The following is a 19,451-nucleotide window of genomic DNA, read 5'->3' as shown; positions in this document are numbered from 1 at the left end:
AGAATTCGAAGTGTATAAAGATGGTAAAAAAGTAGATACGTTACGAACAGATAAAACTGGTAAAGTAGTTTCTCAGAAATTAGAACCAGGAACATACACATTAAAAGAAACGAAAGCACCACAAGGATATAAATTGTTAAAAGAAGAAATTGAAGTCGTTGTGGAAGCAGACAAAGTAGTAGAAGTACAAGTAGAAAATGCGAAAGAACTAGGAAGCTTACAAGTAATCAAAAAGGATGCAGAGAGTGGAAAAGTTCTAGCAGGTGCAGAATTTAAATTAAAGAACGAAGCTGGTCAAGTAGTTGGAGAAGCGAAAACAACGAATAAAGACGGTGTTGTGAAATTCGAAAACTTAGTGCCAGGAAAGTACACGTTAGAGGAAACGAAAGCGCCGGAAGGTTATAAAGCGTTAGAAGTAACAGTAGAAGTAAATGTTGTAGCAAATGAAGTAGTAAAACAAGAAGTTATGAATGAAAAAGTGAAAGAAGAAATTACAGGTCAATTAGAAATTACAAAGGTAGACGCTAATAATACAAATAAAATATTAGCAGGCGCAGTGTTTGAAATTTGGAAAGACGGAACAAAAATCGACACATTAACAACAAACAAGAGCGGTAAAGCGACTTCTAAGAAGTTAGAACCAGGAGATTACACTTTAAAAGAAATCCAAGCGCCAGAAGGATATACTTTATCCGATAAGGAAATAAAATTTACGATTTCTAATGAAAAAATTGAAGTTGTAAAGCTTCAAATTACAAATAAAAAAGATACAGAAAAAGGTCCGGAAAAACCAGGTGAAGGAACAGAAAAGCCGGGTGAAGGAACAGAAAAGCCGGGTGAAGGAACAGAGAAGCCAGGTGAAGGAACAGAGAAGCCAGGTGAAGGAACAGAAAAGCCAGATGAAGGAACAGAAAAGCCAGATGAAGGAACAGAGAAGCCGGGTGAAGGAACAGAAAAACCAGGTGAGGGAGTAGAAAAACCTAATTTACCAGAAAAAGGACAAGGTTCTTCTAATAATCAACAACTTCCAGCTACAGGACACAATACGAATTACGTTCCATTCATCGGTTTTATGCTTCTGCTATTAGGCATACGTTTAAGATTCATGGCTAAAAATAGTTAAAAGATGTATAAAAGGCATCAGAGATTATACAATCTCTGATGCCTTTTAAATTAATACAGATAAATATTTTAAGCTTCAATTACGCTAAGCATTCTGTTTATAAATGCAGCTGCGTGTGCACGTTGTGATGGTCCTTTTGGTACGAATTGATTAAATTCATTACCTTTTACAATTCCATATCCATACACTCTTTGTACTTCTTCTTTAGCGTAAATTAAGTTTTGGTCTACGAATGGTAGTTCAACTTGTTTTGCAAAAATACCAGCGTGTTTTAGAGAACGATCGATCATAATAACAGCTTCTTCGCGTGTAATTGTAGTATTTGGATCAAATGTATTATCACCACGTCCGCGGATTATACCTGCGCTTGCTGCACGATTAATACCGTCTCTTAACGATGGGTGTACTTGTTCTAAGTCTGTGAAATTAGCATTTCCACTTGGTAATTGTAAAGCACGAGTAATTAGTGTAGCAAATTCAGCACGCGTTACAAGACGTTCTGGGAAGTACTTGCCGTTCCCTTCTCCTTGCATAATGCCTCTAGCTGCTAATTGACGAATGTCTTGTTCATACCATCCACCTGTAATGTCATCAGTTATGGGATTTTTTTGATTTTCCTTATAGTATGTTTCAGTTCCTTTTAAGAAAGCATCCCATTGTCCGCGTTGAATCATAAACGCAGGGCAGTTTTTTCCTGACCAAAATTGGTGTTTTTGGACCTTATCTAGAGAAATATTTAAGTCGTTCATTAAATAAGCTGCCAATTTACGGGCATTTTCTACCGCTTTTTCATAGTTTCCATCTTGATTAACGGCAATTTCAATTCCGATAGATTCATAGTTTCCAGTTTTATTTCCAGCATGCCATCCAACTTCATTTACTGGAAGATGTTGATAAATTTCTTTATCATCTACTGTGAAATGCCAAGATGCGGCGCGATCAGCTGTTCCGCGTGCTTGATTATCTAAGAATTTTGCATGATTTAGAGCATTGGCACCCTTCGCTGTATTAGCTGTTTCGTGAATCGTAATATATTTAGGTACCATCGGGTAGCCAGGGCGAATATCGTCATTTCCTTTTGGGACAATCATTTCTTTAAATGTAACGCCATAAATATTGTTTGTTTGTAGAGCTTCTGGCGATCTCAATAAACTATTTTTAGCAGTACGACTGTTTTTTAATAATGAAGCTTTTGTACCTTCAAATGTAGCAGAAGGTGCATAAATCCATTTTGTTGTTTCATTTATTTGGACTTTAAACCAATTTCCAGCTTGTTCAGTAGGAGTTATGACTTGTGGCTGTAGTTTCCCTTCTTCTTTAAATGATTGGAACGGAAGGGCATGTATGGAAGCTTCTTCTTTTACGATTAATTTTTGATTAGATAGTTTATGAATCTCTTGAACTTCTAAGCTATTATCATTGTTATCTATCCATCCAGCGCCAGTTGGCGTCGTTATGTAATAAGCATTTCCTTTTTTCTTTGTCGCCGTTACGACTTGTTCTGTAATCTCGATATTCGATTTGTTTTTTAAATCATTCGCGGTATATAATGAATGTTTTTTTGAAGTGTATAGTAGGAATTGACCAGTAACCTCGATATCTTCTTCATGAGTACTATGCTCATTAACATGCTCTTTAATACTTTTAAAAACTTGATCTTCCGTATATACTTCAGCGGATTTTTCAGCACTCTCTGCAAATGAATAAGTAGGTGCAAGAACAGTTTGTAATGCAAGAGAGAGAGTTAAAACACTATAAAATTTCTTTTTCATATTTTTTTTAACACATTAGATTATGGAATCTAGTGTTAACATTCCTCCTTTTTATATTGTATTTTCACTATGTATCGATTTTAGTACTAATAAATTTTAACAAGAGAAAATGATGATGTCTATATACAGGAGCGATATTCATAAAAAGAATTATTTGAAAAAATGTAAGAGAAACAGGTAAAACCTTCTGTATTGACCTGTAAACGCCCTTCAAGTAAACTAAAGAGAGTTTGCAAATGAAAAGGTGATAATGTTGTTAATTTCAATTAAAACGTTACAAGATGATCGTTTTTTACGTCCGCTACAAAATATTGGCGGCTTATTTTTTGAAGATAGTACGATTGGATTTGAACAAGAGGAAGCAAATCTTATCGTTGATATACACATTGAGGATAATGTGAAAGCATCCGCTCAATTAACGGATGTTAGCACAGGAAATGTGTATGAAGAAACATTCTCGAAAGATTTATCTGCTTTCACAGATGAAAAAGAGCGTATGAAGCAAGTGAAACACGTTGTTTCTTATGTATATCTTTCTGTTCTTCAGCAGTTAACTGGTATTGAACAAAGCTGGGGTATTTTAACGGGAGTACGTCCGACGAAACTTCTTCATAAAATGCTTCAAAATGGTATGTCAAAAGAAGAAGCGCATCAAGAGCTTCGTGAAAGTTATTTAATCCATGAAGAGAAAATTGAACTTCTTCAGCGCATTGTTGATTGCCAATTAGCAGTTGTTCCAGATTTATACCGTTTGAAAGAAGAAGTAAGTATTTATATCGGTATTCCGTTCTGCCCAACGAAATGTGCATATTGTACATTCCCGGCTTATGCGATTAATGGACGCCAAGGGTCTGTTGATTCGTTCTTAGGTGGTTTACATTATGAAGTTCGTGAAATTGGTAAGTTTTTAAAAGAAAAAGGTGTAAAAGTTACGACGATTTATTACGGCGGAGGTACACCTACAAGTATTACAGCAGAAGAGATGGATATGCTGTATGAAGAAATGTATGAAGCGTTCCCAGATGTGAAAAATGTGCGTGAAGTAACAGTTGAGGCAGGTCGCCCAGATACAATTACGCCAGCAAAGCTAGAAGTGTTAAATAAATGGAACATTGACCGTATTAGTATTAATCCACAGTCATACCATCAAGAGACACTAAAAGCAATTGGACGTCATCATACTGTAGAAGAAACAATTGAGAAATACCATTTAGCTCGTGAAATGGGAATGAACAATATTAATATGGACTTAATTATTGGTCTTCCTGGTGAAGGGTTAGATATCTTCAAGCATACGTTAGATGAAACAGAAAAGTTAATGCCAGAATCATTAACAGTTCATACGTTATCATTTAAACGTGCTTCTGAAATGACGCAAAACAAACGTAAATATAAAGTAGCAGGTCGCGAAGAAATTACAGCGATGATGCACGAAGCAGAAGAGTGGACGCAAAAGCATAATTACGTACCATATTACCTATATCGTCAAAAGAATATTTTAGGTAACTTAGAGAACGTTGGTTATGCAATGCCGACGCAAGAAAGTATTTACAACATTGTCATTATGGAAGAAGTACAATCAATTATCGGACTTGGTTGTGGTGCATCAAGTAAATTTGTTCATCCGAAGACGGGAGCAATTACGCACTTCGCAAATCCGAAAGATCCAAAATCATATAACGATGGCTTTGTGAAATATACAGAAGATAAACTGAAAATTTTAGAAGAGCTATTTGCATAAGAAGAAAGAGGTTGTTCCGAGTTGGAACAACCTCTTTTTATCCTGCAGTAACGGGCGGTCCGATTATATCTTGTCAGTTTTTGTCGGTAAGTCGATATATTCGAAAAATCGCTGATATAATTCGAGTTGCGCTGATATATTTTGAAAATCGCTGATATATTTCAAGTTACGGTCGATATATCTGGAAAATCGCCGATATAATTTCATTTACCGTCTAGCGGTACCGTATGTAAAACTATGTCGATAATAATCAGAAAAATTAGTCAAATCATTAAAGGACAATGTCTACTTATGGACGAAATGATAGATTTATGAAAGAGAAAAGGGGGAAATTGTTGGCATGTACATGACGATAGGGAGAATTTTTGATTTATCAGTTGGTAAGTATCCGAATAAAGAGGCGTTAGTGGAACCTGAAAAGAATATTCGCTGGACGTATAAACAGTGGGATGAACAAATAAATAAAACAGCGCACGCTCTATTAGAAGACGGAGTAAGAAAGGGAGATACGGTATCTGTTTACTTATATAATTGCCGTGAATTTGTAAACGTTTACTTAGCCTGTGCGAAAATCGGAGCGATCTTTAACCCGATTAATTTCCGCTTAAAGGCGAAAGAAGTATCTTATATTCTTCAGGACGCATCCTCGAAAGTCGTTGTCTTTGAAAAAGCAGTTGAGTCAACTGTTGCTATAATTGAAAGAGATTTTCCAAATACATCTTTTTGGTCTATAGAAAACGATAAACCTTCCTATGCAAGTTCCTACCATGAAAAAGTGAATGCAGCATCTTCTGAGAAAGTAAATATCGAAATTGATGAAATGGATTATTGTTCAATACTTTATACGAGCGGTACGACAGGTCATCCGAAAGGCGTATTACATCGTCATCGCGAAATGACTGAGCATAGTATGATTTGTACGTATTTCCTTAAATATAATAGAGATAGTGTAGGGCTTGTCGTTGCGCCTTTATATCACTGTGGTGAATTAAACGCTGGAATCATACCACGCATTCAAGTTGGCGGAAAGAATGTTATTTTGCATCATTTTGATACAGAAACAGTATTACATACGATTCAAGAAGAAAAGATTACGACGTTCTTTGCAGCGCCGACAATGTGGAATATGTTGTTGCAAAAAGATTTAGCTCAGTATGATTTAACTTCGATGAAGATTGGTATATACGGCGGAGCAGCAATGGCACCGGCGTTAGTAAAAGAATGTAAAGAACGTCTTTATATTGATCTTGTTCAAATATACGGAATGACAGAAATGGGGCCAGTTGTTGCGTTTCTCGTAGAGGAGGATCAAATTACGAAAGCTGGTTCAGCAGGCACGCCATGCTTTAGCCATGAAGTTCGTATTGTGAAACCGAACGAGGATGCACCGGCAGAACCAGAGGATGTATTACCTCCTTATGAAGTGGGAGAAATTATTTTGCGTGGCCCAACTATGATGGCTGGCTATCATAATCGTGAAGAAGCGAATAAAAAATCGATGTATAAAGGATGGTATCATTCGGGTGATCTAGGCTATTTTGATAAAGACGGTTATTTATTCGTTGCTGATCGCGTTGATGATATGGTAATTAGCGGTGGCGTAAATATTTATCCTCGTGAAATTGAAGATTTCCTTCATAGTCATCCAGGTATATTAGATGTGGCCGTACTTGGTGAGCCAGATGAATTATGGGGAGAGCGTGTTGTGGCGGTTATTGTGAAGAAAGATGAAACAATAACAGAAGCTGATTTAGAAACGTATTGCAAAGAAAGTGATGAACTAGCAGATTATAAACGTCCGCGTCATTATTTATTTGTAGATGAACTTCCTCGTAATGCGAGCGGGAAGTTGCAGAAGTTTGTGCTGAGGGAGTCATTGAAAGGTGCGAAAAAATAAAAAATGAAGGATACCCCATATCTATGGGGTATCCTTCATTTTTCTGTATTAAACAGAAGAAACAATATCTTTGTTAATTCTCGTTTCTTCTTGGTGAAGGTTAATTAGTGCATTTGAAATAAGGTGGAAAAACAAAATGGATGTAATGTCCAAAAAGAAAAGACACCTTAAGGTGCCTCTCTCCGACTTGAACCATTTCATTTCATACGAATCTATCCGTATTACCATTACCCCTTTGTTATGAGTGTAAACACATACTATAAAGCAGAATCGTCTATATACACTAGATTGTTAGTTCACAAAAGACAAGAGATTTGAGATCAATATTGAAGTGACGCCACATCCCCTATAATAATTGATATGTTACGCCTTTTAAAAGAATCTGCTTTATAGAACGTGCCCACAAGTTATATTTTACTACATGTAATATTCATTTAGTGTATTTTTGATGAATATGTATAATTACATAAACTGTATGAAAAAAAGAGAGTATACTCTGATGTTGTGTAATAAAGATAAAGCCCGCCTACGGAATAGGGGGCTTTTCTTACTTTTTATAAATATTTATTCCAATTATATTATCAGATGAGTCTAAACGAATATAAACGTCAGCTGATAAAAGGTGTGCATTATATATTCTTTGTTTATATGTTGATATCTCGAAGCGTTTTCCATTTAATTCACATTCTAGAATAATCATATCGCCATGTTCTTTCCAATTTATTAATTTAGCAGTTGTATTCATATAAACCTCCTCTGAATCATTTTATGAAAATTAGTAGAGATAGTGTGAGAAAGGAGTTTATATAACAAAAAAAGACACCTTAAGTGTCTTCTTTGATTACTATAAAAGTCGTTGAATGAAATAGGTTTCTATTTTTATTTGCGTGAAAAGCCTTCTTCATCAAGGTATTCCGCAGCTTCTGGATAAGAGTTGAATGTACCGTCTAAGTTTACACCAGCGTACACGTTCCACATGTCATCCTCTGAAATAAGAGTAAGAATATGACCATCTTCGTTCTGCCATTCTTCTTCTTTCGCAGGTTCTACAGGTGCTACTACCTCTTCTTGTGATAGAAGGTCAATTGATTTCTCAATTACTGAACGTAACTCCTCTGCTGAAAACTCACGGATGTTAACCATGCCTTTATCATCTGTTTTATAACCTTTAATACCGCTTGCATATACAAATCCATTTCCATTTGGGTGTAAATGAAATACAACGTTCTTTTTATCTAAACGACTTTCTTCAAAGTGGAAGTTTACACGTTTTAATGATACGTTCTTTCTTTCTAGTTCTGGGAAAGATTCAATAATCGATAATTTTTCTTCAAAAGTTAGCATAGTGCCTCCAAGTATATAGTAAAAGATTTAATTTGTTCATTATAGCATAGTTGCAATTGTTTCCAAAGATAAGGGGAAAACTTTTCGTTGAATACGTTTACGTCACGAGAATGTAAAAAGTGAGCTAACGAATGTATCTTTTTAGGTGTACAATGGAACATGGACTTTATACAAAGGTGGTTTTTTTATGTTTCAAAAAATAGCAAAGGAATGTTTAGCAGGATTTACTGTCGCGATTGTTGCGTTACCACTTGCGATTGCATTTGGTATTGCCGCGACAGGAACGTCTGAGGGAGCGCTTGTTGGATTGTATGGTGCGATTTTTGCAGGTTTATTCGCAGCGTTATTTGGCGGGACACCTGGGCAAGTAACAGGGCCAACTGGACCAATTACCGTTATTGCAACAGGAGTTATTGCGACGCACGGGTTAGAGGCAAGTTTTATTGCCTTTATGATGGCAGGGTTATTTCAAATTTTATTCGGTGTATGTAAGCTCGGTTCTTACGTTCGATATATTCCGTATCCTGTCGTTTCAGGATTTATGAATGGTATTGCATTAATCATTATTTTAGGCGAAATAAAGCACGTACAAAATAGTTTTTTACTTGTTGTGTTAACGATTATTGTAATGATTGTTTCTGGCAAATGGATTAAGGCGATTCCGTCTAGTTTAGTAGCACTAGTCGGTGTGACAGCTTTGCTTCCTTTATTTTCTTCTCTACTCGAAGGACTTACAGTAAAGTTACCGATTATCGGAAATCTTTCACTAAATAAAGTAATTGAAAAGATTGGAACCATTCCAGAAGCGATACCTACGCTTCATATTCCATCTTTAAGTGGAACAGGAATAGCAGCACTTATTTTACCAGCGCTTAGTATTGCTTTATTAGGATCGATTGACTCGTTGTTAACATCGGTCGTAATGGATAATGTGACAGGTACACGTCATAAAAGTAATAAAGAGCTCGTTGGACAAGGTATCGGTAATATGATGAGCGGATTGTTTGGCGGATTAGCAGGTGCAGGTGCGACTGTAAGGTCTATCGTGAATATAAGAAGTGGCGGTAAAACGGCACTTTCGGCATGTATGCATAGTGTTATCTTATTTATTTTTATTATGGGTCTTGGTTCGGTCGTACAATATATTCCACTTGCTGTATTATCAGGTATTTTAATTTTAACTGGTATTGGAATGTTCGATTGGGGAAGCATGAAAAAGATGCATGTCGCTCCTAAAGGTGATGTCGTTGTTATGCTCGTAACGATGATTGTAACGGTGAAGTTCGATTTAATGATTGCTGTTGCCTTCGGTATTATTCTTTCGTTCATCATATATATGGTGAAATGTAAAGAACGTAAAACTTCTATCGTAAAAGAAAAAGAAGAAACGTACACAATTCAAGGGCCGCTCTCTTTCCTATCAGTAGATCGTATTTTCTCTACTTTACAAGATGTGAAGTCACCGGTTGTTTTACGTATGAAAGATGTGCGTTATATGGATGTATCAGGAGCTATGGCATTATTAAATTTTGTTGAGCAATCAAATAAAGTAGGAGCAAGTGTAAAGCTTGAGCAAGTACATCCGAGTATTGAAAAAACAATCGCAGTAATGGCAAGCGATGAACAGAAAGAGCAATTGAAAATCTTAAGTGTTTAGATAGTAATTAGAATATCTCACAATTTTACATAAATTATAATGTAGAGTTGTGGGATGTTTTTATAATGTTTTTAGTAATATGTACGCAGTGACAGAGAGGAAGGGCTCTTTTGGCGTAACAGAAACGCTTATAGTGTGTACATATATAATGGAAGGAATTAGAAAAATATTGTGAAGAGACAGGCTTAAATGGGTTCGCTTTTCTATTTTGAAAAAAAAACCAAGTATTCAACCTATAATAAATTTGTTATGATAACCAATGGGATAAAATGAATCCCTATCGCTTAAAACAATATGTTTGAGAGTATATGTATAAAAGAAAAGAGAAAAAATATGAATAAAACATTTGTAAAAGGAGCAGCAATTTTAACCATTACAACTTTTTTGTCAAAATTGCTTGGTAGTTTTTTTCAAATTCCATTACAAAATATTGCAGGAGATGAAGTGCTCGGTATTTTTCGCCTTGTTTTTCCTGTATATATGATTGCTCTTACATTATCGGTAGCCGGAGTTCCACTTGCAATTTCGAAACTAATTGCAGAGTTGAACGAAAAAAATAAGCAAAAGGAAATTGCGAAATTATTTAAATCAGCGTCAATTATTGGGATAGCATTTGGCGTTTTCGGCTGTTTAGTCATTGTATTATTTTCTATTGAAATTGCGAATATGCTCGGTGGACAAGAAACTAGAATGCCGTTGCTTATTACTTCATTAGCATTACTCATTGCGCCATACATGGCGGTGTATAGAGGGTATTTTCAAGGTTTCGGTGATATGAAACCAACAGGGGTATCACAGGTCATTGAGCAATTTGTACGTGTGTTTTTTATGTTAATAATTGCTTACATACTAGTATCATGGGATAAGAGTAATACTGTTATTACTAGTGGTGCGATGGTTGGCTCTTTTCTTGGAGTCATTAGTTCGCTTATATATTTGCGTATAAAATATAATAGAAGTCCATACTACAATAAAAGCAATTCCTATTCGCTCCGAGATTTAAGAGAAAACGGCAAAAAGATATTGCGGGTATCGATCCCAATCGCTATCGGAGCTTTATCAATGCCACTTTTAAATTTAGTAGACTCGCTTACAATACCGCATGTATTACAAGAATCATCAACAGAAATTCAAGAACAATTTGGAATATACAGTCGCGGTTTTGCATTCACGCAAATAATTGTTATTTTTGCAAGTGCAATTGTATTTCCGTTAATACCACTCTTAACTTCCGCATTGGCCAAAAGAGATATAAATTTGGCGAAAATAACAATTCAAAATACAAATCGACTAGCGCATGTTTTGACAGCACCGTTAACAATATGGTTGATGGCATTAACCGTACCGTTAAATGTCGGATTGTTCACAGACGTAAAAGGCAGTAGTATGTTAACAGTTATGATTGGCAGTTCGTATTTTACTGCGGTTATGGTATTATCAATAGGTGTTTTACAGGGCATTAACCGTTCTGCACAAGCTGCATGGATTGTTATTGGTGCGAGTTGTGTGAAAGTCATGTTAAACATGATGTTCGTGCAGAAGTTTGGCATAGATGGAGCGGCGTATAGTACATTAATTACTTACGTATTGATTTGTATTGTAAATCATTTGTATATTCGAAGCTATATTGCCTATTCTATTCATTTAAAAAGCTTTTTCGGTGTGCTAGCAATAGCATGTATTTTGGGACTAGGATTGTATGAATTATGTAATGTGATAGATGTTACAACTTCAAGAATTATGACGTTATTATTCAGTGGTATAGCATTAAGTATTACAACCATTTTGTATGGTGTATGTGCTTTGAAATTAAAATGGATATCAATAAACAAAATACCATTTTTGAAAAGATAAATATAGAAATTTAATTTTTTATTATAATTCATATGAACTGATAAAGAGGAAACTATGTAGGGTATCAAGTGTTTAGGTAAGGAATGGGTACCAGTTTATGTTAGATGAAATAAACGGTTACCTAGTTTTGGAGGAGATTTAGGGTGCGTTTAGTCTTATCAGGATATTATGGTTTTTATAATGTTGGAGACGAGGCGATTCTACAATCAATTATTGAATCGTTAAGTAAAGAGAACCCGGATATAGAACTAGTAGTACTATCAAATGATTCTAAATATACAAAGAAAATGTATGGTGTAGAATCGGTAGATCGCTGGGATATAAAAGCTGTTTATCATGCAATCAAAAACAGTGATGGAGTCATTAGCGGTGGCGGGAGCCTTCTTCAAGATCAGACAAGTACGAAGAGTATTCTATATTATACGGGTATTATGGGACTCGCTCGATTATTAAAAAAGCCGTATTATATTTATTCACAAGGAATAGGTCCAATTACAAAAGGATATAATCGTCTATTAGTAAAATGGAACTTGTCAAAAGCTTCCTATGTATCAGTTCGAGATGAGGATTCGTTTTTATATTTAAAAGAACTTGGCATAAAAAACGATATTGAAATTGTTCCAGACCCTGTTTTAACATGGAAACGGACAAAACAATCGGATTGGTTGCAAAAGCATTCGATACATGGAAAAGTAATTGCGGTTAGTGTGCGTTATTGGAATGCAAAAGAAGATTATATAAAAAAATTAGCTGCGGCATTAAAAAAATTAAAGCAAGAAGGATACCAAATTCTATTTGTTCCAATGCATGAGCCATTTGATCAAAAAGCTTCGCGTGAAGTAGTAGACTTAATGGGAGAAGAGACGTATATGCTTCCGTATAAAATGGATATCGACGAGAAAATATTCATTTTATCACAATGTTCATTACTAATTGGTATGCGTCTTCATGCACTTGTTTTTTCTGCCGTAGCCAAAACTCCAATGGTCGGGATTTCATACGATCCGAAAATTGATTCGTTTTTAAGTCAAGTGAATCAGCCAGTTATAGGGAGTGTGGATGGCGAATGGAGTGCTGAGTATTTATATGAAATTGCGAAAAAGCAATTAATGCAACAAGGAACTGTGCAGCAAGAGTTACAATTGACAATAGATGAGCTTCGGTTGCAAGGCAAACAGGCAACAAAGAAACTCATTAATCATATGGAAAAAGGCACTTTATTAAAAAAGTAAAGTGCCTTTTATTTTGTTTTGAATTTAATGAAAATTCTAATTAAAAAACGTTTTATTTTAATTCCTATTTATTATGCTAAAATGATTGTGATTATTATATAATCAAATTTGTGATAATAAATTCGTAGATTACGAGGAGGATAACCTTGAAGACTTTTTCAAAAGGTATAACAGCAGTGGCATTAACGGGATCATTACTTTTAACTCCTATTTCAAGTTATGCGGCAAATGATGATATTACAGGACATATGTTTGAGACGAATATGCGCTCACTTATTACTAAAGGAGTTTTAATGGGGTATGGAGACAATGTATATGCGCCTGATAAATTAGTAACAAGAGCAGAGTTTGCTACATTCATAGCAAGGGCTTTAAATTTACCGAAAGCTGATTCGAATTTCGAGGATGTGCCGAAGACTTACGGTTTATATGATGGTGTAAGTAGAGCATATGGAGCGAAAATTATTAATGGTCGTACGAACGAGACATTCTCACCAAATGATGTGATTACACGTGAAGAAATGTCGATAATGGTAAAGCGAGCGTTAGACTATAAAAATATTAAAGTAGCTGTAAGCCCGCTTACCTTTACTGATAAAGATAGTATTAACTATAAAGAGCATGTACAAGTTATGGTGGCTACTCAAATTATTAAAGGGTATCCAGAAGATAATACATTTAGACCACATTTATCAGCTACAAGAGGGATGGCTTCAGCTATGTTGGATCGTATGCTTCAGACGATTGAAAAAAACGGAAATAGCAACCCTGTAGAAACTAAGAAATATGTTGTGACAAATGTAAGAGAAAACGGAACAGAGCAAGAAGTAGAGCGCTATAATACGTATAAAGAAGCGGTTACGGCTGCTCAAAATAAAGGTATGAATGCGGTAAAATACGAGAACGAATTTTTATGGATTAAAGATGGTTTTGCAAGTGCGAAAAGAATAACTGGGCAAAACATCATTAATATTTATGATGAGAATTTGTCAACAGTATATACGTATATTCAGTATGGAACAGAATTGAAAGTGTTAGAAGTTGGCGAAGATCGTGTGAAAGTTCAACTTTCTGGTTTGACAGGTTATGTGAAGAAGAATGAAATCACTTTAATTCCTACAAATGAAATGAAACAGTCGTCTTATTATGTGAAATCGGATGGATATTTATACCATAAATATTATACATATAATACAAGTTCACCTGGATATACAGAATTTAGATATGGTGTGGCACCTTCTTTCATGAAGCAAGGACAGCAAATGTATAGTGTAGATGGAAAGACATTTGGAGACGAAACTTTCTATCAATATTTCAATTATTTATCATTACGTTCGAAAACAGATTATACAGCTGAACAACTAGATAGTTATGTGAAATCGATTAAACCAGACTCTCCATTAATTGGTTTAGGAAAGAAATTTAAAGAAGTAGAAAGCAAGTATAATGTAAATGCATTATTCTTATATTCATTAGCAATTCATGAAAGTTATTATGGAACAAGCGCTCTTGCAAAAGACAAAAATAATTTATTTGGTTTAAAAGCAACAGACGATAGTCCGTATGGTAACGGAGAAGCATTCAATTCAAAAGAAGATTGTATTGAACATGCAGCAAAATTATACATGAATGAAGGATATTTAAATCCAGGACATTGGCGTTATACAGCAACATATACAGGTGATAAAGCTGCTGGTTTAAATGCGAAATATGCATCTGATGCGAACTGGGGTAAAAAAGTAGCGGGGCATATGAACCGTTTTGATTCTTATTTAGGTAAAAAAGAATACAACAAGTACAAACTTGCACGTGTGATGAATAACGTGGAAGTGAAAAAGAATCCTAGTATATCAAATGAGCGACTGTATCGTTTAAATACAAATGTAGTTGTCACAGTTACTGGTGAAGAGATAATAAATGGAAAAGCGTGGGTTAAAGTTATTTCAGATAATCCTACTGTAACAGAAGCGTATATTGCAAAAGAAAGTTTAGAATACGTAAAACATTAATTAAATAAAAAAGAAGGTGCTACTAATATTTCGTAGCACCTTCTTTTTATTCAATTTCAAAATCAACAATGATATAAGCGAGTATAACAACGAAGAAAATACTAACGGATGGCGCTGTTAATACGTGGCCAGACATAAAGCCAATGCCAAGTGATAGAATGAGTGTGCTCGCTAATAGCATATACTTTACTTTCATGATTTTCTTAAAGTTTGTGATCATGCGGATAAATAATTTAATACCAAAGTATAGAAGAGGTATTAAGTAAATAAGGAAACCGACAATTCCAAAGGCGAAAAATAGGTCATGGAAGTCCATTTCAATTAATTTAATTTTATCTGTGTAGTTACCAGCGTAACCCATTCCGAATAGTTTTTGTGAAAGCGGTGCGTCTTTATAGTATTGTTTGTATGTTTTTAAGAATTTGTCGCGATCACTGTAAATTAAACTTTTTACTTCAGAATCTGTAAGTTCACCTTTTGCATGTTTTTTTGCATCTTCTGGATCTGCTTTAATTACTTTTCCTTCTTTTCGATCTTTCTCTTCTTGCACTGATTTTTTGTATTCGTATATTTGCATGTGAATGCCCATATTTTTTGCGATAGGAGTATGCGGTGTAAGAGCGATTAAACCTCCTAGTATAACTGCGACAACAACGGTATTTACAATATGTGTGAATCCTTTTCCTTCTTTTTTACGATTTATCATATATTCAATGAATGAGAAGAAAAGTGCTACGCCTAATGTAATAACAATTGCGCCATATCCGACTTTCGTTCCGACCATAATACTTGCATACATCGCAAGTATTGTTGGAATCCAGTAATATATTTTCGAGAAAGAAGTTGTTTTATGAATCGAATATAAGACAATGATTGGGAACATAATGGCGAAAAGAGAACTTAAATCATTTCCAGCGAAGAACCAACCTCTTGAACCGATTTTTGAGTGAGGATAGCTTGGGAAATCCGTTCCAGTTTGCATTGCGACAATCATTGTAATGCTTAAAATTAAAGTTGCATATAAGAAATATGTAATGATTTTATGAAATACATACTCTTTATTTTTTAGCTCTTTAAAGGCGATAATATATCCAAACAGTAGCACAATTGGATATACGCTCTTTAAGATGAATTTAACTTCTTCTCCAAATGAAACTGGAGATTTAACCATCATATTATTTACAAGACCAATTGCGAGTGCGATTCCGAGTAAGCATAAATAGAGGATGTACTTTTTCGCATCTTGTTGTTTGTGATGAAGAAGTAGGTACCCTAATGCAAGAAGCATAAAGGCGAAACGGACTACAACTCCAACTGTTGCGCTCATGTGTAGTATATAGATTGAAAAAGATGTTAATAAATCTAAAATTGGTTGAAACACAATGAATAGCAATAGGAAATGTGGGAAGTAGTTATCCGTTTGTTTCAACTTATTAACCATATGTTCCTCCAGTTCTTCATTCCTTTATTACAACACCTAAAATAGGGGTATAAAGCCTTTTTTACATAGTAAGGCGAATGAATTTCAATATTTGTTTTTTATCAAACTTAAGAATACACCATTTCATTGTAATGGTAAATAGATGAAAAGCATGGATAAACCGACTTTAATTTCTATATTTTTCAACGGAATTGTATGTTTTATACGGTAAATGTACAAATTGCGAGATTATTAGACAGAAAATTGAGAAAAAAGAAGGATTTTTCAGTGGTTTTCTATAATTATATAAGTATAATCTTTATGGAGAAAAGAGGGGTATATATAATGGAAATAACAAGTAAAACAGAATCTGTCGTTGTGAAATATGAAGGCCACGTTGCAACGGTTATGGTCAATCGCCCAGAGGTGTTAAATGCGTTGGATGAGCCGACCTTAAAAGAGTTATTACAAAAGTTGAAAGAAGTAGCGGAAAGTTCTGCGCATATCGTTGTGTTATGCGGGAACGGCCGTGGTTTTTCTGCGGGTGGGGATATTAAATCGATGCTTTCAAGTAATGATGAAAGTAAGTTTGATGGCATTATGAATACCATTTCTGAAGTTGTCGTGACATTATATACGATGCCAAAGCTTGTTATTAGTGCAATTCATGGACCGACTGCAGGTCTTGGGTTAAGTATTGCGTTAACAGCTGATTATGTAATGGCGGATATATCATCTGTTATTGCAATGAACTTTATTGGAATCGCTTTAATTCCAGATGGAGGCGGTCATTTCTTCCTTCAAAAGCGTGTCGGTGAAAATATGACGAAGCAAATTATTTGGGAAGGTAAGAAGTTATCAGCGACAGAAGCGCTTGATATCGGCTTAATTGATGAAGTAATCGGCGAAGATTTCCAAACGGCTGTGAAACAGAAAATTAATGAATGGTCACAAAAACCGATTAAAGCAATGATTCAAACGAAGCAAATTTTATGTGAAGTAAATCGCTCTAATTTAGAGCAAACATTGCAATTAGAAAAGCGTGGTCAATATGCAATGAGACAAACAGCGGATCATAAAGAAGGAATTGCTGCGTTTTTAGAGAAACGTTTACCAGCATTTAAAGGGGAATAAAGTTTGTCCATTCCTCACTAATTATTAGCTCGTTAATTCGGGATAAAGGGGAGAAAGTGCTAACACATTTTAGTATAATTGTGTTAGCACTTTTTTTTAGGAGTAATACATGAAGAAAATAATTGGTGTTATCACTATTATTCTGCTTACATATTCTGTTTTGCATAGTACACCATCTTTGGCAGTTCGGACTGCGTTATTTTTTGAGGGACATCCAAGTGTTGCATTTTCTGACGGGGTGACGAAAGAAAAAGATGTGAAAAAAGAAGCGATTCCAGATGAGTACCAAACTCTATATGGTAAGGAAGAAAACTTAGAGCACTATTTCTTTCGGCATGTAAGAGCACATGGATCAGGAATTGATATGTTAAGTGCGTGCGTGAAGAAAAAATGGTTTTTCTATAAAGCAGAGCTCGGATGTTATTAAATATAGGAGGATGAATGATGTCAGCATATAACAAGTTAGTAAGAGATCGTGTTCCAGAGAAGATTTTAATGTCTGGAAAAACATATACAGCACAAAAATTAACAGGTCAAGCATACATACAAGCTTTAGCGAAAATTGGAACGGAAGAAATTCGTGAATTTGCTTCTATGAAAGAACGAGAACATGCGCTAGATTCTCTTGCGGATGCGCTAGAAGTTATCATCTCATTAGCACGTGCAGAAGGTGCATCGATTGAAGATGTAGAACGCCTTCGTAAGCAAAAAGAGATAGAGCGCGGTGGATTTGAAAGAGGGATTTATTTATTAGACGTTTCAGAAGAATAGTTTTATAGGAAAAGCATAGCGTTACTGAGTAACGCTATGCTTTCTTGTTGCAATGAAGCTAATAATGAAGAAGATAGCTGTTAATATCCAGCCGATTGTAATAGAAGTAGTAGTATGAATGGCATAAGAGATTTGTAAACAAAATAATGATGCTAAAAACCAAATGAGTGCAATGTGTATATATTTTTTTGATATATTCATATTTCAGGGCTCCTTTTGTATACTAAAAAGAATTTTACTACAATTTAGAAAATTAGGCCATATAAGTAGAGGTTTTCTGGCGAATTTTGTATACTGAATAGTAGAGAAAATGAGGAGGAAACGACAATGGCACACCATACGAAAGAAACGATGGAACTGATTAAGGAGCTTGTCTCTATTCCAAGTCCATCTGGAAATACAGCAAAAATTATTAATTTCATTGAAAACTATGTCAGTGAGTGGAACGTAGAAACGAAACGTAATAATAAGGGAGCTCTTATTTTAACGGTAAAAGGGAAAAATGATGCACAGCACCGCTTATTAACGGCACACGTTGATACGTTAGGTGCGATGGTGAAAGAAATTAAGCCTGATGGTCGCCTGAGTCTTTCTATGATTGGTGGATTTCGCTGGAACTCTGTAGAAGGGGAATATTGCGAAATTGAAACATCAAGTGGCAAGACATATACAGGAACGATTTTAATGCATCAAACATCTGTACATGTATATAAAGATGCAGGTGAAGCAAAACGCAATGAGAAAAATATTGAAGTTCGTATTGATGAGCGCGTATTTTCAGCTGATGAAGTACGCGAATTAGGAATTGAAGTAGGAGACTTCGTTTCATTTGATCCGCGCGTTCAAATTACAGAGAGTGGATACATAAAATCACGTCATTTAGATGACAAAGTAAGTGTTGCAATTTTATTAAAATTAATTAAAAGATTACAAGATGAAAACGTAACATTACCATATACGACGCATTTCTTAATTTCTAATAATGAAGAGATTGGATACGGTGGTAACTCTAACATTCCAGAAGAAACTGTTGAATACTTAGCAGTTGATATGGGAGCGTTAGGTGATGGACAAGCATCTGATGAATATACAGTATCTATTTGTGCAAAAGACTCTAGCGGCCCGTATCATTATGCACTGCGCAAACATTTAGTAGAGCTTGCGAAAACGAATCATATTGAATATAAAGTAGATATTTATCCGTACTACGGATCTGATGCATCAGCTGCGATTCGCGCGGGATTTGATGTGAAACATGGGTTAATTGGAGCGGGTATTGATTCTTCCCACGCATTTGAACGTACGCATGAAAGTTCTATTGCGCATACAGAAGCATTAGTGTATGCATATGTAATGTCTAATTTAATTGAAGAATAATTTCATAGATAATAGAGAGCTGATTAAAGATATTATTTTTAATCAGCTTTTTATTTGGCAAAGCGATTAGGAGACATGTCCTAATCGCTTTTTTATCCCGCTATTTGCCGGGCAGTAAGA

16 protein-coding genes are annotated in these 19,451 nt (G+C 35.1%); 11 read left to right on the top strand and 5 right to left on the bottom strand.

The window, feature by feature from the left end; all coding sequences use genetic code 11:
- A partial coding sequence (locus HMPREF2590_RS15760) for an MSCRAMM family protein (RefSeq protein WP_141763543.1) occupies nucleotides 1–1,123 on the top strand: 1,123 nt, incomplete at its 5' end.
- A gap of 68 nt (nucleotides 1,124–1,191) precedes the next feature.
- Here HMPREF2590_RS15760 and HMPREF2590_RS30005 read toward each other — a convergent pair.
- Complete coding sequence (locus HMPREF2590_RS30005) at nucleotides 1,192–2,895, bottom strand: S-layer homology domain-containing protein (RefSeq protein ID WP_000726529.1); 1,704 nt, start codon at nucleotides 2,893–2,895, stop codon at nucleotides 1,192–1,194.
- Nucleotides 2,896–3,145: 250 nt separating this feature from the next.
- On the opposite strand from HMPREF2590_RS30005, the gene HMPREF2590_RS15750 reads away from it, so the two are divergent.
- Both HMPREF2590_RS15750 and HMPREF2590_RS15745 read left to right on the top strand, forming a co-directional pair.
- A complete protein-coding gene (locus tag HMPREF2590_RS15750; RefSeq protein WP_002164625.1) occupies nucleotides 3,146–4,636 on the top strand; it encodes a coproporphyrinogen III oxidase in 1,491 nt (496 codons plus the stop codon).
- A 340-nt stretch (nucleotides 4,637–4,976) separates the two neighbouring features.
- Nucleotides 4,977–6,533: a fatty acid--CoA ligase gene (locus HMPREF2590_RS15745; protein ID WP_000281979.1), complete on the top strand. Its 1,557-nt coding sequence runs from the start codon at nucleotides 4,977–4,979 to the stop codon at nucleotides 6,531–6,533.
- Nucleotides 6,534–7,080: 547 nt separating this feature from the next.
- On the opposite strand, the gene HMPREF2590_RS15740 is transcribed toward HMPREF2590_RS15745, so the two are convergent.
- Together HMPREF2590_RS15740 and HMPREF2590_RS15735 are read right to left on the bottom strand one after the other, a co-directional pair.
- Nucleotides 7,081–7,278: a hypothetical protein gene (locus tag HMPREF2590_RS15740; RefSeq protein ID WP_001098258.1), complete on the bottom strand. Its 198-nt coding sequence runs from the start codon at nucleotides 7,276–7,278 to the stop codon at nucleotides 7,081–7,083.
- A gap of 134 nt (nucleotides 7,279–7,412) precedes the next feature.
- A complete protein-coding gene (locus tag HMPREF2590_RS15735; protein ID WP_000954998.1) occupies nucleotides 7,413–7,877 on the bottom strand; it encodes a hypothetical protein in 465 nt (154 codons plus the stop codon).
- A 187-nt stretch (nucleotides 7,878–8,064) separates the two neighbouring features.
- Here HMPREF2590_RS15735 and HMPREF2590_RS15730 point away from each other — a divergent pair, with 187 nt between their 5' ends.
- The 4 genes from HMPREF2590_RS15730 to HMPREF2590_RS15715 all read left to right on the top strand — a co-directional run bounded on the left by HMPREF2590_RS15730 (nucleotide 8,065) and on the right by HMPREF2590_RS15715 (nucleotide 14,629).
- A complete protein-coding gene (locus HMPREF2590_RS15730; RefSeq protein ID WP_000486650.1) occupies nucleotides 8,065–9,534 on the top strand; it encodes a SulP family inorganic anion transporter in 1,470 nt (489 codons plus the stop codon).
- A gap of 333 nt (nucleotides 9,535–9,867) precedes the next feature.
- The gene (locus HMPREF2590_RS15725) at nucleotides 9,868–11,388 is read left to right on the top strand and encodes a putative polysaccharide biosynthesis protein (protein WP_001043995.1); all 1,521 of its coding nucleotides are present in this window, start codon (nucleotides 9,868–9,870) and stop codon (nucleotides 11,386–11,388) included.
- A 143-nt stretch (nucleotides 11,389–11,531) separates the two neighbouring features.
- A complete protein-coding gene (gene csaB, locus HMPREF2590_RS15720; RefSeq protein WP_001241602.1) occupies nucleotides 11,532–12,620 on the top strand; it encodes a polysaccharide pyruvyl transferase CsaB in 1,089 nt (362 codons plus the stop codon).
- Between the two features lie 146 nt (nucleotides 12,621–12,766).
- Complete coding sequence (locus HMPREF2590_RS15715; protein ID WP_000847506.1) at nucleotides 12,767–14,629, top strand: S-layer homology domain-containing protein; 1,863 nt, start codon at nucleotides 12,767–12,769, stop codon at nucleotides 14,627–14,629.
- Nucleotides 14,630–14,675: 46 nt separating this feature from the next.
- On the opposite strand, the gene HMPREF2590_RS15710 is transcribed toward HMPREF2590_RS15715, so the two are convergent.
- Nucleotides 14,676–16,070: an O-antigen ligase family protein gene (locus tag HMPREF2590_RS15710; RefSeq protein ID WP_003312733.1), complete on the bottom strand. Its 1,395-nt coding sequence runs from the start codon at nucleotides 16,068–16,070 to the stop codon at nucleotides 14,676–14,678.
- A gap of 300 nt (nucleotides 16,071–16,370) precedes the next feature.
- On the opposite strand from HMPREF2590_RS15710, the gene HMPREF2590_RS15705 reads away from it, so the two are divergent.
- The 3 genes from HMPREF2590_RS15705 (at nucleotide 16,371) to HMPREF2590_RS15695 (ending at nucleotide 17,954) form a co-directional block, all read left to right on the top strand.
- Nucleotides 16,371–17,183 (top strand): enoyl-CoA hydratase, encoded by an 813-nt coding sequence (locus tag HMPREF2590_RS15705; RefSeq protein ID WP_001999174.1) that lies wholly within the window; start codon nucleotides 16,371–16,373, stop codon nucleotides 17,181–17,183.
- Between the two features lie 109 nt (nucleotides 17,184–17,292).
- Entirely contained in the window at nucleotides 17,293–17,610 is a 318-nt protein-coding gene (locus tag HMPREF2590_RS15700) for a hypothetical protein (protein ID WP_000720152.1), read from the top strand.
- 17 nt (nucleotides 17,611–17,627) lie between these two features.
- Nucleotides 17,628–17,954 carry a nucleoside triphosphate pyrophosphohydrolase gene (locus HMPREF2590_RS15695; RefSeq protein WP_001277350.1) on the top strand — a complete coding sequence of 109 codons (327 nt, stop codon included), beginning with the start codon at nucleotides 17,628–17,630 and terminating at the stop codon, nucleotides 17,952–17,954.
- Nucleotides 17,955–17,975: 21 nt separating this feature from the next.
- Here HMPREF2590_RS15695 and HMPREF2590_RS15690 read toward each other — a convergent pair whose 3' ends face one another.
- Nucleotides 17,976–18,155 (bottom strand): hypothetical protein, encoded by a 180-nt coding sequence (locus tag HMPREF2590_RS15690; RefSeq protein ID WP_001027085.1) that lies wholly within the window; start codon nucleotides 18,153–18,155, stop codon nucleotides 17,976–17,978.
- Between the two features lie 126 nt (nucleotides 18,156–18,281).
- Between HMPREF2590_RS15690 and HMPREF2590_RS15685 the strand changes: the two genes are divergently transcribed.
- Nucleotides 18,282–19,331 carry a M42 family metallopeptidase gene (locus tag HMPREF2590_RS15685; RefSeq protein WP_004418359.1) on the top strand — a complete coding sequence of 350 codons (1,050 nt, stop codon included), beginning with the start codon at nucleotides 18,282–18,284 and terminating at the stop codon, nucleotides 19,329–19,331.
- The last annotated feature ends 120 nt before the right edge of the window (nucleotides 19,332–19,451 follow it).

Origin of the sequence: Bacillus sp. HMSC036E02 (assembly GCF_001836235.1) — a bacterium.
GTDB lineage: Bacteria > Bacillota > Bacilli > Bacillales > Bacillaceae_G > Bacillus_A > Bacillus_A cereus.
Note: the sequence above shows the minus strand (reverse complement) of the source record. Positions and strands in the feature narration are given on the sequence as shown.

What these genes read in the sequence shown, in the direction of transcription:
- HMPREF2590_RS15730 (WP_000486650.1), top strand. Translation starts at nt 8,065, where the DNA reads ATGTTTCAAAAAATAGCAAAGGAATGTTTAGCAGGATTTACTGTCGCG.
- HMPREF2590_RS15740 (WP_001098258.1), bottom strand. Translation starts at nt 7,278, where the DNA reads ATGAATACAACTGCTAAATTAATAAATTGGAAAGAACATGGCGATATG.
- HMPREF2590_RS15700 (WP_000720152.1), top strand. Translation starts at nt 17,293, where the DNA reads ATGAAGAAAATAATTGGTGTTATCACTATTATTCTGCTTACATATTCT.
- HMPREF2590_RS30005 (WP_000726529.1), bottom strand. Translation starts at nt 2,895, where the DNA reads ATGAAAAAGAAATTTTATAGTGTTTTAACTCTCTCTCTTGCATTACAA.
- HMPREF2590_RS15690 (WP_001027085.1), bottom strand. Translation starts at nt 18,155, where the DNA reads ATGAATATATCAAAAAAATATATACACATTGCACTCATTTGGTTTTTA.
- HMPREF2590_RS15710 (WP_003312733.1), bottom strand. Translation starts at nt 16,070, where the DNA reads ATGGTTAATAAGTTGAAACAAACGGATAACTACTTCCCACATTTCCTA.
- HMPREF2590_RS15685 (WP_004418359.1), top strand. Translation starts at nt 18,282, where the DNA reads ATGGCACACCATACGAAAGAAACGATGGAACTGATTAAGGAGCTTGTC.
- HMPREF2590_RS15750 (WP_002164625.1), top strand. Translation starts at nt 3,146, where the DNA reads ATGTTGTTAATTTCAATTAAAACGTTACAAGATGATCGTTTTTTACGT.
- HMPREF2590_RS15705 (WP_001999174.1), top strand. Translation starts at nt 16,371, where the DNA reads ATGGAGAAAAGAGGGGTATATATAATGGAAATAACAAGTAAAACAGAA.
- HMPREF2590_RS15735 (WP_000954998.1), bottom strand. Translation starts at nt 7,877, where the DNA reads ATGCTAACTTTTGAAGAAAAATTATCGATTATTGAATCTTTCCCAGAA.
- HMPREF2590_RS15695 (WP_001277350.1), top strand. Translation starts at nt 17,628, where the DNA reads ATGTCAGCATATAACAAGTTAGTAAGAGATCGTGTTCCAGAGAAGATT.
- HMPREF2590_RS15745 (WP_000281979.1), top strand. Translation starts at nt 4,977, where the DNA reads ATGTACATGACGATAGGGAGAATTTTTGATTTATCAGTTGGTAAGTAT.
- HMPREF2590_RS15725 (WP_001043995.1), top strand. Translation starts at nt 9,868, where the DNA reads ATGAATAAAACATTTGTAAAAGGAGCAGCAATTTTAACCATTACAACT.